The 12,592-nt window shown below is 62.9% G+C and carries 13 protein-coding genes; 3 read left to right on the forward strand and 10 right to left on the reverse strand.

Annotated features, from left to right (window positions below; genetic code table 11):
- Positions 1-184 precede the first annotated feature (184 nt).
- The 9 genes from NKJ06_RS31460 to NKJ06_RS31500 all read right to left on the reverse strand — a co-directional run bounded on the left by NKJ06_RS31460 (position 185) and on the right by NKJ06_RS31500 (position 8,865).
- Positions 185-499 (reverse strand): hypothetical protein, encoded by a 315-nt coding sequence (locus tag NKJ06_RS31460; protein WP_352636052.1) that lies wholly within the window; start codon positions 497-499, stop codon positions 185-187.
- Positions 500-697: 198 nt separating this feature from the next.
- The gene (locus tag NKJ06_RS31465; RefSeq protein WP_352636054.1) at positions 698-1,057 is read right to left on the reverse strand and encodes a nuclear transport factor 2 family protein; all 360 of its coding nucleotides are present in this window, start codon (positions 1,055-1,057) and stop codon (positions 698-700) included.
- 86 nt (positions 1,058-1,143) lie between these two features.
- On the reverse strand, positions 1,144-1,629 hold the full coding sequence (locus tag NKJ06_RS31470) for a carboxymuconolactone decarboxylase family protein (RefSeq protein ID WP_352636056.1): 486 nt from the start codon (positions 1,627-1,629) through the stop codon (positions 1,144-1,146).
- Between the two features lie 112 nt (positions 1,630-1,741).
- Positions 1,742-2,053 (reverse strand): formate dehydrogenase subunit delta, encoded by a 312-nt coding sequence (locus NKJ06_RS31475; RefSeq protein WP_352636058.1) that lies wholly within the window; start codon positions 2,051-2,053, stop codon positions 1,742-1,744.
- Positions 2,043-2,873 carry a formate dehydrogenase accessory sulfurtransferase FdhD gene (gene fdhD, locus NKJ06_RS31480; protein WP_352636059.1) on the reverse strand — a complete coding sequence of 277 codons (831 nt, stop codon included), beginning with the start codon at positions 2,871-2,873 and terminating at the stop codon, positions 2,043-2,045. Before fdhD ends, NKJ06_RS31475 begins: the two co-directional genes overlap by 11 nt.
- Before the next feature lie 2 nt (positions 2,874-2,875).
- The gene (gene fdhF / locus NKJ06_RS31485; RefSeq protein ID WP_352636061.1) at positions 2,876-5,788 is read right to left on the reverse strand and encodes a formate dehydrogenase subunit alpha; all 2,913 of its coding nucleotides are present in this window, start codon (positions 5,786-5,788) and stop codon (positions 2,876-2,878) included.
- 10 nt (positions 5,789-5,798) lie between these two features.
- Positions 5,799-7,355: a formate dehydrogenase beta subunit gene (locus tag NKJ06_RS31490; protein WP_352636062.1), complete on the reverse strand. Its 1,557-nt coding sequence runs from the start codon at positions 7,353-7,355 to the stop codon at positions 5,799-5,801.
- Positions 7,352-7,831, reverse strand: a complete 480-nt coding sequence (locus NKJ06_RS31495; RefSeq protein WP_352636064.1) for a formate dehydrogenase subunit gamma — start codon at positions 7,829-7,831, stop codon at positions 7,352-7,354. Before NKJ06_RS31495 ends, NKJ06_RS31490 begins: the two co-directional genes overlap by 4 nt.
- Before the next feature lie 134 nt (positions 7,832-7,965).
- Complete coding sequence (locus NKJ06_RS31500; protein ID WP_352636074.1) at positions 7,966-8,865, reverse strand: LysR family transcriptional regulator; 900 nt, start codon at positions 8,863-8,865, stop codon at positions 7,966-7,968.
- A gap of 152 nt (positions 8,866-9,017) precedes the next feature.
- Here NKJ06_RS31500 and NKJ06_RS31505 point away from each other — a divergent pair, with 152 nt between their 5' ends.
- Entirely contained in the window at positions 9,018-9,659 is a 642-nt protein-coding gene (locus NKJ06_RS31505) for a DUF47 family protein (RefSeq protein ID WP_352636066.1), read from the forward strand.
- 3 nt (positions 9,660-9,662) lie between these two features.
- On the forward strand, positions 9,663-10,667 hold the full coding sequence (locus NKJ06_RS31510) for an inorganic phosphate transporter (protein WP_352636068.1): 1,005 nt from the start codon (positions 9,663-9,665) through the stop codon (positions 10,665-10,667).
- An 11-nt stretch (positions 10,668-10,678) separates the two neighbouring features.
- Here NKJ06_RS31510 and NKJ06_RS31515 read toward each other — a convergent pair whose 3' ends face one another.
- On the reverse strand, positions 10,679-11,056 hold the full coding sequence (locus tag NKJ06_RS31515; RefSeq protein WP_352636070.1) for a VOC family protein: 378 nt from the start codon (positions 11,054-11,056) through the stop codon (positions 10,679-10,681).
- A gap of 247 nt (positions 11,057-11,303) precedes the next feature.
- On the opposite strand from NKJ06_RS31515, the gene NKJ06_RS31520 reads away from it, so the two are divergent.
- Entirely contained in the window at positions 11,304-12,485 is a 1,182-nt protein-coding gene (locus NKJ06_RS31520; RefSeq protein WP_352636072.1) for an Mrp/NBP35 family ATP-binding protein, read from the forward strand.
- Positions 12,486-12,592 lie beyond the last annotated feature (107 nt).

A 12,592-nucleotide genomic window follows, 5' to 3' on the forward strand; every position in this document is an offset into this window, starting at 1 on the left:
GAGAGAAGACGGACAAACCCCGTTTTGCGGGGCATGCACATGCGGCATTTCGATTCACTCAAAACTTTCCCCGGACAGCCCTGCCGTTCACGGGAGAAGGTGGCCCGAAGGGTCGGATGAGGGGCAGCGCTTCCCTTGCAAAGCTGGCTCCGCCCCTCATCTCCGTTAACGGGGAGAAGAGTCGCTATTCGACGATGCGATAGATGTTCCACAGGCTGGTGCCCGACACGACATAGGGCTCCATCTCCTTGCCCCATTTGGCATGCGCATCGATCTTGCCGATCTTGGCGAAGAACGCCTCCAACTGGGCCAGGCTTTCGACCTGGTGATGCGATTCGACCGTGGCTTCCCGCGCGCCGATCGAACCGGTCATGATCTGGAATTCCAGTTCGTCGATACCGACCTGCGAGCCGATCTCGTGTTCCCATTTCTTCAACAGGTCGAGCACGGTCTGCTTGTGCCCGAACTTGGCATCGATCTGCCATCTGGCGCTGAACATTGTCTTCTTCTCCTCCAGGGTTGTGGCCAGAGCATGATCCCGAAAAGTGGAATCCGGTTTTCGGAAAAGATCATGCTCCAGCACTGAAACAGAGCATGATCCCGAAAAGTGGTATCCGGCTTTCGGAAAGATCATGCTCCAGCACTAAAAACAGAGCCTCATCCCGATTCGATCGGGATGGACGGCTCTGTGGTTGACCTACTCGTCCCAGGCTTGCACGACGGTCTGCCGTGCGATCCGCCCGTTCTTCAGCTCCAGCATCGCCGCGCAGAACACCTTGGTGCCGTCCGGATAGGCGCAGGCCTGGGTGAAGGCGAGGCTGTCGCCGTCGGCGATGGTGGTGTCGACCTTGTGGGTCATCGCCCGGCTGCAGATGTCGTCCCAGAATGTGGTGATCGCAGCGCGCCCGCGGATCTCGCGCGGCTTGCTCGGCGGGTTGTTGCGGTCGATCACCCGCACGAGAGCGTCATCGGCATAGAAGCTCGACAGCATCTTGCCGTCACGGCCTTCGATCGCCTTCTTGATCGCCGCGCCATCCACTGTTTGGGTCTTGGTCATAATTTCATCCTCCATTGGCCCGTCTTCCGACCGGGCGGTTGATGATCGAAGTGCTGCCCAGCGCTCGTCACCGGGCAGGGATTTCTTCACTGCGACTTGGCCTTGACGGCCGCGAACACGTCGTCCGCCTGCTTCTTGAAGGTCGTCAGATCGACCTGGCTGCCGTTGAGCATCGTCGACCAGTGGCGCACGATCGCGGCCATCGCCACCGCCTCCTTGATCTCCTCGTCGATGGCGCCGTTGAGCTTGGCCGCCTCGGTGTGGAAATAGATGCAGTACTGGCATGGGATCTGCGCCGCGACGGCGAGGCCCAAAAGTTCCTTGGTCTTGCCGTCAAGCGCGGTCTTTGGGTTGAGCTGCACGCCCTTGATTTCCGGCCAGGCGCCGGCGACGGCAACATCCGGCAGCGTCTTGAACATGTCCGGCACCGAGCCGAGCGTCGCCTCGATGCGCAGGTCGAGATTGGAAATAAAGCCCGGCACGAAGACAAGATCGAACGACCCCTGCCCGACCACCTGATAGGCGATCCGCACATCGCCGCTATGGGCGTATCGGGTCTCGATCGGCCTCACGAGGTTTTCCGCCCGGCCTGACGATTTCTGATCGTCGACCATAGCAGAACAGCACCGACTGCGGCAGCTTAAACTTTAGCGGATACGAATATAAGCCGGCGCGGCTAGGCGACTATTCTTGCGAGGCGGCGACGTCGGCAGGGGAGGGCTTGAGCCCGAGTTTGAGGTCGGCCTCCGCCGGTGTGATCGGTCGTCTGATCCTGGCGGAGGCGGCCACCACCAGCTCGTTGAAGTTCCCGGTGCCGGAGTCCAGCATTTGGAACAACTGCAGCCGCATCCTCGGCTCCCAGAACTTGTTGATGTGCTCGGCGACGCCGGCAATGCCTTCCTCGCGCGGCTTGGAGTGGAAAAAATCGGCGATCTGGTTTGCCATGCGCACCAGTTTCTCGCTGGTGCTCATGATGTGTTCTTCGTCATGCGACATGCTTGGCAACTCCGCAAACCACCCGGTCGGGGTGGGTGAAAATATCAAAATCGTCGCCGCGAACCAGCGCCACCAGCGTCATGCCAGCCCCTTGCGCCGTGCGGATGGCAAGCGCGGTTGGGGCTGAGACGGCGATGATGAAGGCCGAGCCGATAGAAGCCGTCTTCTGCACCATTTCGACCGAAACCCGCGACGTCACCACGACAGCACCGGACGCACCATCGATGCCGGCCCTGGCCAGCGCACCGGCCAGCTTGTCCAGTGCATTGTGACGGCCGACATCTTCGCGCGCCATGACGATGCCCTTATCAGGCACATAGAAACCGGCGGCGTGGACGGCCCCGGTCTCGGTGTGAAGCGGCTGCACCTTCGACAGGAGCTTGACCGAGGCGACGATGTCATCGGCATCAAGCGTAAGCTTTGACGCACCGACTGAGTCGACCGAGCGCATCGCTTCCTCGATCGATTCGATACCGCAGAGCCCGCAGCCGACCGGGCCGGCGAGCCTCCGCCGTCGCGCCTCGAAACGCGTGTTGGCGGTGTCCTTCAGCCGAATCTGGATGTCGATGCCGGCACCATGGTCCTCGACCTCGATGGCTTCGATCTCCTCCGGCAAGGCGATGATGCCTTCGGTCAGGGAGAAGCCGAGCGCGAAATCCTCGAAATCGGCCGGGCTTGCCATCATCACCGCATGCGTCGTACCGGCAAAGGAGAACGCCACCGGCGTCTCCTCCGGCACCATGCGGTTGGCCGCCGCGGTGCCGCTGGCGCGGCGCGCCAGCCGCGATACCTGCGTCGTGGCTTTGCGGCGCGCGCTCAAGACTACTCCGCCGCTTCCAGCTTCGCGATCCGGCGGCTCTGCTCGGCCTGCTCGTTATAGTCGCGCTGCCATTCGGACGGTCCGTTGGAGGCGCCGACCTGCACCGCCGTCACCTTGTATTCCGGACAGTTGGTCGCCCAGTCGGAGAAGTCGGTCGTGATGACGTTGGCCTGCGTGTCCGGATGATGGAACGTCGTGTAGACGACGCCTGGCGACACCCGGTCGGTGATCATCGCGCGCAGCGTCGTCTCGCCCGAGCGGCTGGTCAGCCGGACCCAGTCGCCGTCGCGCAGTCCGCGGTTCTCGGCATCGTGCGGGTGAATCTCCAGCCGGTCCTCCGAGTGCCACATGACGTTTTCGGTGCGCCTGGTCTGCGCGCCGACATTGTACTGCGACAGGATGCGGCCGGTGGTGAGCAGCAGCGGGAAACGCGGCCCTGTCCTCTCGTCGGTCGCCACATATTCGGTGCGGATGAACTTGCCCTTGCCGCGCACGAACGCATCGATATGCATGATCGGGGTGCCGAGCGGCGCCTTCTCGTTGCAGGGCCATTGCACGGATCCGACACGGTCGAGCAGCTCGAATGAGACGCCGGCGAAGCTCGGTGTCGTCATCGCGATCTCGGCCATGATCTCGGAAGGATGCTGATAGTTCCAGTCCAGCCCGATCGCGCGGGCAAGCTCCTGCGTCGCCTCCCAATCGGCGTAGCGCGCCTTCGGCTCCAGAACCTTGCGCACCATGTTGATGCGCCGCTCTGCGTTGGTGAAGGTGCCGTCTTTCTCCAGGAAGGTCGAGCCCGGCAGGAAGACATGCGCGTAGTTCGCCGTCTCGTTGAGGAAGAGGTCGTGCACGACGACGCATTCCATCGCTGCAAGGCCGGCGGCGACGTGCTTGGTGTCGGGATCGGATTGCAGAATGTCCTCGCCCTGGATGTAGATGCCCTTGAAGCTGCCGTCGACGGCCGCATCCAGCATGTTGGGGATGCGCAGGCCGGGTTCGTCGTCCAGCTTCACGCCCCACAGGGTCTCATAGATGTCGCGCACGGCTTCGCCGGAGATGTGGCGATAGCCGGGAAGTTCGTGCGGGAAGGAGCCCATGTCGCACGAGCCCTGCACATTGTTCTGGCCACGCAGCGGGTTCACGCCGACGCCGGGCCGGCCGATATTGCCTGTGGCCATGGCGAGATTGGCGATCGCCATCACCGTGGTCGAACCCTGGCTGTGTTCCGTCACGCCCAGGCCATAATAGATCGCGCCGTTGCCGCCGGTGGCGTATAGCCGCGCAGCACCCCGGATCAGCTCGGGATCGACGCCGGACAATTTGCCGACGGTTTCGGGGCTGTTTTCCGGCAAGGCGACGAACGATGCCCAATCCTGGAACTCCGTCCAGTCGCAGCGTTCGCGGATGAAGGCTTCGTTGAAAAGATCTTCGGTGACGATCACATGCGCCAGCGCCGTCAGCACAGCCACATTGGTGCCGGGCTTAAGCGGCAGGTGATAATCCGCTTCAACATGCGCCGACTTGACCATCTCGGTGCGACGCGGATCGAGCACGATCAGCTTGGCGCCCTGGCGCAGCCGCTTCTTAAGCCGCGAGGCGAACACCGGATGGGCCGAGGCGGGATTGGCGCCGATGACGACGGCGACGTCGGTGTAGTCGACGGAGTCGAAATCCTGCGTGCCGGCCGAGGTGCCATAGGTCTGGCCGAGCCCGTAGCCCGTCGGCGAGTGGCAGACGCGTGCGCAGGTGTCGACATTGTTGTTGCGGAAGCCCTGCCGCACCATCTTCTGGACGAGGTAGGTTTCCTCATTGGTGCAGCGCGACGAGGTGATGCCGCCGATCGCGGTGCGTCCATACTGGTACTGGATGCGGCGGAATTCCTTGGCCGTGTGGGCGATCGCCTCTTCCCAGCTTACCTCGCGCCAGGGATCGGTGATCTTTTCCCGGATCATCGGCGACAGGATGCGGTCCTTGTGGGTGGCGTAGCCATAGGCGAAACGGCCCTTCACGCAGGAATGGCCATGGTTCGCCTTGCCCTCCTTGTAGGGCATCATGCGAATGACCTCGTCACCCTTCACTTCGGCCTTGAACGAGCAGCCGACGCCGCAATAAGCGCAGGTGGTGACGGCCGAACGCTCCGGCAGGCCCTTGGCAAGGACCGTTTTCTCGCGCAGCGCATCGGTCGGACAAGCCTGCACGCAGGCGCCGCAGGACACGCATTCCGAATCGATGAACGCCTCGTGCATTCCCGCCGAAACCCGGGATTCGAAACCGCGTCCCTCGATGGTCAGCGCGAAGGTGCCCTGGACCTCTTCGCAGGCCCGCACGCAGCGCGAGCAGACGATGCATTGCGAGGCATCATAGGTGAAATAGGGATTGGATTCGTCGCGGGCGATGTAGTCGACCGCCAGCGAACCATGGCCGGGCGCCACGCCGTTTTCCGGCTTGACGTGGTTGCGGCCCTCGATGCCGTAGCGGTTTTCGGTCAAGCCGATAGACTTCGCCACCGCATCGAACTCGCTGGCGCCGGTTCCGGCCTTTTCGTTCCAGCCGGTCGGATGGTCGGAGACGTAGAGTTCCATGACGCCGCGGCGAATGGCGTCGAGCCGCTCGGACTGCGTGCGCACCACCATGCCTTCGCCGACAGGTGTCGTGCAGGAGGCGGGCGTGCCGCCGCGCCCTTCGATCTCGACAAGGCAGACACGGCACGAACCGAAGGAGTCCAGCATGTCGGTGGCGCAAAGCTTCGGGATCTCGACCCCGCCCTCCATCGCGGCACGCATGATCGAGGTGCCTTCGGGGACGGTGATGCTGCGCCCGTCGACGTTCAGCGTGACCTGCTTCTGTGCCTTCGATTGCGGGGTTCCGTAGTCGATCTCTTCGACGAGGGATGGGAAGTCGGCCTTGATGTTCATCTGCCAGCTCCTATTCAGCAGCCACGCGCACGGGCGCGGGCTTGAAGTCGTCGGGGAAATGGGTGATCGAGCTCATGACAGGGTAGGGTGTGAAGCCGCCCAGCGCGCAGAGCGAGCCGAATTTCATCGTGTTGCAGAGGTCGGTGACCAGAGCGAGGTTCTTCTCCGGCTCGATGCCCGCGGCTATTCTGTCGATGGTCTCGACACCACGCGTCGAGCCGATACGGCAGGGCGTGCACTTGCCGCAACTTTCGATGGCGCAGAACTCCATGGCGAAGCGCGCCTGTTTCAGCATGTCGGCGGTGTCGTCGAACACCACGATGCCGGCATGGCCGATCAGCCCGTCCTTGGCCGCGAAGGCTTCATAGTCGAATGGCGTGTCGAACAGCGCGCGCGGGAAATAGGCGCCGAGCGGGCCGCCGACCTGCACCGCCTTGACGGCACGCCCCGTCGCCGTGCCGCCGCCGATCTCATCGACGATCTCGCCCAGCGTCATGCCGAAAGCGGCTTCGAACAGCCCTGCGTATTTGACGTTGCCGGCGATCTGGATCGGGATCGTGCCGCGCGAGCGGCCCATACCGAAATCCTTGTAGAAGGCCGCGCCCTTGTCCATGATGACGGGCACCGAGGCCAGCGAGATGACGTTGTTGATCACCGTCGGCTTGCCGAACAACCCCTTGTGAGCCGGCAGCGGCGGCTTTGCCCGGACCATGCCGCGCTTGCCTTCAAGCGAGTCGAGCAGCGCCGTCTCCTCGCCGCAGACATAGGCGCCCGCGCCGACCCGGATCTCCATGTCGAAAGCGTTGGGTGAGCCCAGCACGCTGGCGCCAAGGACGCCGGCCTTGCGGGCGATCTCGACGGCCTTGTTCATCACCGCCACCGCATGCGGATATTCCGAGCGGACATAGACAAAGCCTTTGGTCGCCCCTGTGGCTATACCGGCTATCGTCATGCCTTCGATCAGCACGAAGGGATCCCCCTCCATGATCATGCGGTCGGCGAAGGTGCCCGAGTCGCCTTCGTCGGCGTTGCAGACGATGTATTTGCGGTCGCCTACGGTATCGAGCACCGTCTTCCACTTGATCCCTGTCGGGAAGCCCGCACCACCGCGCCCGCGCAGCCCGGATTCGGTCACCTGGGCGACAATGGCGGCGGGCGTCAGTCCCAGCGCGTTCGCCAGTCCGTTCAACCCGCCATGTTTCTTGTAGGATTCGAGCGACAGCGGATCCGTGACGCCGCAGCGCGCGAAGGTCAGCCGCGTCTGCTTGGCCAGGAATGGGATCTTGTCCGGCGCGCCCAGCCAGCGCTTATGATGGCCGCCGGTGAGGAAGCCGCTGTCGAACAGGCTTTTGACGTCGGACGGTTTGACCGGCCCGTAGGCGACACGGCCGTTGGCTGTCGCAACTTCGACCATCGGTTCGAGGAAATAGGCGCCGCGCGAACCGTTGCGCACGATCTTGGCCTCGATGCCGCGCGCGGCGAGTTCACTTGCGATCGCCTTGGCGACCTTTTCGGCGCCAAGCGCCAGTGCGCCGGAATCGCCGGGAATGTAGATACGCGGGATCATGAGCGCACCTCGGCAACGATCTCGTCGAGCTTTTCATCATCGAGCCGCCCGATCACCTGGCCATCGAGCATTGCGGCGGGCGAACAGGCGCACAGGCCGAGACAATAGACCGGCTCCAGCGTCACCGAACCGTCGCGGGCCGTCTCATGGAAGCCGATGCCCAGCAACTGCTTCAATTTGGCGGCGACGGCGTCCGAACCCATCGACTGGCAGGATTCCGCCTGACAGAGCTTCAGCACATGCCGGCCCGCCGGATGGCTGCGGTAATCATGGTAGAAGGTGACGACGCCGTGCACCTCGGCCCTTGAAATGTTCAACGCCTCGGCGATGACAGGCAGCGCGTCGTGCGGCACATGGCCGAACTCTTCCTGGATGCCGTGAAGGATCGGCAGCAGCGGGCCTTCAAGCCCTTTCAGCTCGTGGATGATCGCGGCCGTGCGCGATGTGATCTCGGTACTTGCAGGCTGCATCGTCATGCAGCGCCCTCCCTGGTCGATAGCTTTTTATCGCTAAGTCTTTACAAAATCAGAGGAAACCCGCGACATCAATAAAGCTGTTTCGTCGATCGATAGAAATCTTCTATCGAGCCTCATCGGTTCCCATTTTTAGCTCAGCGATGGGCGTGGAAATCGTCCGCCAGCGCCATTGCCTCGTCCAGCAGCGCCGAGACCAGCGGCGTGTGCGGTTCGCGCGGTGTCGCGACCAGGCCGACCGTATGGCTGGCGTCGGGTTCGACGATCGGAATGGCTCGTATCGGCTCGGAAAAACCGAATGTTTCCGCGAGGTTGAGTGGCATGATCGACGACCATTTGCCGGTGCGGATGTGCGAAAACAGCACGATCATCGAATTGGATTCCAGCGTCGGCCGCACCTGCACGCCGGCCTCGGCCAGATGCTGGTCGATGATGCGGCGGTTCTGCATGTCCGGCGTCAACAGGCAGAGCGGCAGGCTCGAGAGTTCCGCCCATGTCACTTTGTCGCGGTCGGAATAGGGGTTTCCCATCGCGGTGATCAGTTGATAGCGCTCGTCATAGAGCGGCACGCTGGTCACCCGCCCGAGCGGCTCGTTGTCGAGATAAGTGATGCCGGCGTCGATGTCGAAATTGCCGAGCAGCGACAGCACCTCGATCGACGTGCGCGACAGCACCGAGAAGGTGACGCCAGGGTGTTTTGCCCGAAACGGTGTCGTCAGCCGTGCCACCATGGCCAATGCGGTCGGAATGGCCGCGATGCGGATGCGTCCGGAAAGTCCGTGGCGCGCCGCGCGCATTTCCTCGCGCATGGAGCGGGTGTCGCCGACGATGCGGCGCGCCCACACGAGCACCTGTTTGCCCTCCGGCGTCAGCCCCTGGAAGCGTGAGCCGCGCAGAACCAGCATGACGCCAAGCTGGCCCTCCAGCTGCTTGATCCCGGCCGAAAGCGTCGGTTGGGTGACGCCGCATAGCTCCGCTGCCCGGCCGAAATGCTCTTCCCTGGCCAATGCGATGAAGAATTCCAGCTTGTCGATCATGCGATCTTTCCGGTCGTTCGGCGCAAGGTCGAGGAAATTGCGCTTCACCGCAAGCACCATGCGCTATTGGCCTGCATCCACATCTTTAAGCCGGCTACCTGTTTCCCAAGGCTGAATGGGGCGCTATGTGGATGAAACCTGGGAGATCGACCATGCTGGGCTGGTTCCGCAAGCTTTTGCCGCGCGAAGATCGTTTCTTCGAGCTGTTCGAACGACATTCCCGCACCGTGGTCGGCGGCGCCGAGGCGCTGGAGCAGCTTCTCCAGGGCAAGGACATCGACCGCTGGGGACAGAAAATCATCGATCTCGAAGACGAGGCCGATCATATCACCGCAGAAGTCCTGCTGGCGGTGCGGCGCTCCTTCATCACGCCTTTCGATCGCGGCGACATCAAGGACCTGATCCAGTCGATGGATGACGCCATCGACATGATGCACAAGACCGTCAAGACGGTGAAGCTCTTCGAAAAGAAGGAATTCGACCCGCTGATGCAGGAAATGGGCGGCGTCATCGTCATTGCCGCCAACCTTGTCGCCGAGGCGATCCCGCTGCTCAGCAAAGTCGGAGCGCACACGGTGCGCCTCAACGCCATCGCCGAAGAGGTCATGCGTGCGGAAGGCCGTGCCGACGATCTGCACGAACAAGGGCTGAAGGACCTGTTCAAGCGACATGGCCGCAGCGACCCGATGGCCTACCTGATCGGCAGCGAAATCTATGGCCAGCTGGAAAAGGTGGTCGACCGCTTCGAGGACGTCGCCAACGAGATCAGCGGCATCGTCATCGAGAATGTATAGGTAATGGAAGCCACCATCGCCTTTCCCGTTCTCGCCGGCCTCGTCGCCGTCGCGCTATTCTTCGATTTTCTCAACGGCCTGCACGACGCGGCCAACTCCATCGCCACCATCGTCTCCACCCGCGTGCTGAGACCGCAATATGCGGTGTTGTGGGCGGCATTCTTCAATTTCATCGCCTTCATGTTCTTCGGCCTCCACGTCGCCGAGACAGTGGGCAAGGGTATCGTCGACGTCAGCATCGTCACGCCGGCGGTCATCTTCGCCGCGCTCGTCGGCGCCATCGTCTGGAACATCGTCACCTGGATCGCCGGCATCCCTTCGAGCAGCTCGCATGCGTTGATCGGCGGTCTGGTCGGTGCCGGGGTTGCAAAAGCCGGGCTCGGTGCCATCGTCTGGACGGGACTCGGCAAGACTGTCGCTGCTATCGTTGTGTCGCCGGCAACCGGTTTTGTCTTGGCGCTCGTCCTGATCCTGACCGTTTCCTGGCTCTTCGTGCGCCAGTCGCCGTTTGCGGTCGACAGCACCTTCCGCGTCCTGCAGTTCTTTTCCGCCTCGCTCTATTCGCTCGGGCATGGCGGCAACGACGCCCAGAAGACCATGGGCATCATCGCCGTGCTGCTCTATTCGCAAGGCATGCTCGGCGCGACTTTCTATGTGCCGCTGTGGGTCGTTCTCACCTGCCAGTCGGCACTGGCGCTAGGCACCCTGTTCGGCGGGTGGCGCATCGTCCACACCATGGGCTCCAAGATCACCCGGCTGAACCCGATGCAGGGCTTTTGCGCCGAAACCGGTGGCGCCATCACCCTGTTTGCCGCGACCTGGCTCGGCGTTCCCGTTTCGACCACGCACACCATCACCGGCGCCATCATCGGCGTCGGCGCCGCCCGTCGTGTCTCGGCGGTCCGCTGGGGCATTGCCAGCAACATCGTCATTGCCTGGATCGTCACCTTGCCGGCCACCGCTATGATTTCGGCGCTCACCTACCTCGCGGTCGGCCTGGCGAGGTGACGTGAAGAAATCTACCTGTCCACAAGGTTCAGGATGTTGCCGTCTGGATCCTTGAACCAGGCGACCTTCATTCCGTAGCCGACATGGATATCGCCCTCCAGTGTCAGGCCCGGCATCTCATAGTGCTCGAAGGTGACGCCCTTCGACTTCAGCGCCTTGACGACATTGCCGATTTCGTCGCCAACCGTCCACGTCACCGCTGTCGCCTTGTTGGTTCCGGCAAATTGGGAATGATAGACGTTGATGGCAGTGTCGCCGCTTTTATACACGATCAGTTCACCGCCCTCATCGTGCACCTGCTTCAGGCCAAGCGTTCCCTCATAGAAAGCCTTGGCTTTCGCGAGATCCTTCACCGCAAGATTGGCTGTTGCGTTGCAGTTTGCGAGCATGATGATCTCCTTCCCTAGTTGTCGTGCTCCTCATGGTCATGCAGATAGGTCGCACCGGCTGATTGGCGACCGTCAACCTGCTGGAATGATCGGCCACTTTGGCTGCCGTTTGCCGCGATGCGTTCGAGCACGCAATCAGACAGGCTTCGTCGTTTTCCGGGCACGCCGAGCCAGCTGTTGCTCCACGGCTTGGTTCCGTCCGGAAACTGCACTATCTCAGGCGCAAGCTGCGTAAGGAAAAACTGCCATGTCCGTCACCAAGGAAATCGTCACCGAGCGTCTGAAGACGGTCAACGGGCCGGATTTCACCGGCAACATCGTCGACCTCGGCATGGTTTCGGAGATTTTCATCGCCGACGGGAAGGTCTTCTTCTCGATTACCGTTCCCGCCGCCCGTGCCCAGGAAATGGAGCCGCTGCGCGCCGCCGCCGAGCGTGTCGTCAAGGCGATCCCCGGCGTCGCCGGCGCCGTCGTCGCGCTGACGGCCGAAAAGAAGGGCGGCGGCATGGAGGCGCCGGTTCCCTCGCGCCCCGCATCCAGGCCCGCGCCGCCGGCTCCGCCTGCTGCTGCCGCGCCGCGTGCTGCCCCGCACGCGCCTGCCTCGCATAGCTCGGGCAAGCGCGGCGTGCCCGGCATCGAGGCAATCATCGCCGTTGCCTCAGGCAAGGGCGGCGTCGGCAAGTCGACCACCGCCGTCAACATCGCGCTTGGCCTGGCGGCCAATGGCCTGCGCGTCGGCGTACTTGACGCCGACATCTACGGTCCGTCCATGCCGCGGCTGCTGAACATCCACGGCCGGCCGCAGACCATCGACGGCAAAATCTTGAAGCCGATGGAGAATTACGGCCTGAAGGTGATGTCGATGGGCTTCCTCGTCGATGAGGAGACGCCGATGATCTGGCGGGGCCCGATGGTGATGTCGGCGCTGACGCAGATGCTGCGCGAGGTCGAGTGGGGCCGGCTCGACGTGCTCGTCATCGACATGCCGCCCGGCACCGGCGACGCGCAGCTGACGATGGCCCAGCAGGTGCCGCTGGCCGGCGCCGTCATCGTCTCGACGCCGCAGGATCTGGCCTTGATCGACGCACGAAAAGGTCTCAACATGTTCAAGAAGGTCGACGTGCCGCTGCTCGGTATCGTCGAAAACATGAGCTATTTCGTCGCCCCGGACACTGGCAAACGCTACGATATCTTCGGCCATGGTGGCGCGCGCCGCGAGGCCGAGCGTCTCGGCGTCACCTTCCTCGGCGAAGTGCCGCTCGAGATGGGCATCCGCGAAAGCTCGGATGCCGGCACGCCGGTTGTCGTCTCGAAGCCCGACGGCCCCGAAGCGAAAATCTACCGCGACATCGCCTCGAAGGTCTGGGACCGGGTCAACGAAGAGCGTGGTGCTGCTGCTGCGGCGGTGCCGAGCATCGTGTTCGAGTAGCGCGGATATCCCTCCCCCTTGAGGCAGGGCTATCGCATATGAGTAAAGAGGCGGAGGAGGTCTTGGTCGGCCCATCGTGCTTTGAGTCGTTTGTGGCTGAGCGGGAT

The sequence above is a fragment of the Mesorhizobium sp. M0293 genome (genome assembly GCF_040321735.1).
GTDB lineage: Bacteria > Pseudomonadota > Alphaproteobacteria > Rhizobiales > Rhizobiaceae > Mesorhizobium.

What these genes read in the sequence shown, in the direction of transcription:
- NKJ06_RS31460 (WP_352636052.1), bottom strand. Translation starts at nt 499, where the DNA reads ATGTTCAGCGCCAGATGGCAGATCGATGCCAAGTTCGGGCACAAGCAG.
- NKJ06_RS31465 (WP_352636054.1), bottom strand. Translation starts at nt 1,057, where the DNA reads ATGACCAAGACCCAAACAGTGGATGGCGCGGCGATCAAGAAGGCGATC.
- NKJ06_RS31475 (WP_352636058.1), bottom strand. Translation starts at nt 2,053, where the DNA reads ATGTCGCATGACGAAGAACACATCATGAGCACCAGCGAGAAACTGGTG.
- fdhF (WP_352636061.1), bottom strand. Translation starts at nt 5,788, where the DNA reads ATGAACATCAAGGCCGACTTCCCATCCCTCGTCGAAGAGATCGACTAC.
- NKJ06_RS31490 (WP_352636062.1), bottom strand. Translation starts at nt 7,355, where the DNA reads ATGATCCCGCGTATCTACATTCCCGGCGATTCCGGCGCACTGGCGCTT.
- NKJ06_RS31495 (WP_352636064.1), bottom strand. Translation starts at nt 7,831, where the DNA reads ATGACGATGCAGCCTGCAAGTACCGAGATCACATCGCGCACGGCCGCG.
- NKJ06_RS31500 (WP_352636074.1), bottom strand. Translation starts at nt 8,865, where the DNA reads ATGATCGACAAGCTGGAATTCTTCATCGCATTGGCCAGGGAAGAGCAT.
- NKJ06_RS31505 (WP_352636066.1), top strand. Translation starts at nt 9,018, where the DNA reads ATGCTGGGCTGGTTCCGCAAGCTTTTGCCGCGCGAAGATCGTTTCTTC.
- NKJ06_RS31510 (WP_352636068.1), top strand. Translation starts at nt 9,663, where the DNA reads ATGGAAGCCACCATCGCCTTTCCCGTTCTCGCCGGCCTCGTCGCCGTC.
- NKJ06_RS31515 (WP_352636070.1), bottom strand. Translation starts at nt 11,056, where the DNA reads ATGCTCGCAAACTGCAACGCAACAGCCAATCTTGCGGTGAAGGATCTC.
- NKJ06_RS31520 (WP_352636072.1), top strand. Translation starts at nt 11,304, where the DNA reads ATGTCCGTCACCAAGGAAATCGTCACCGAGCGTCTGAAGACGGTCAAC.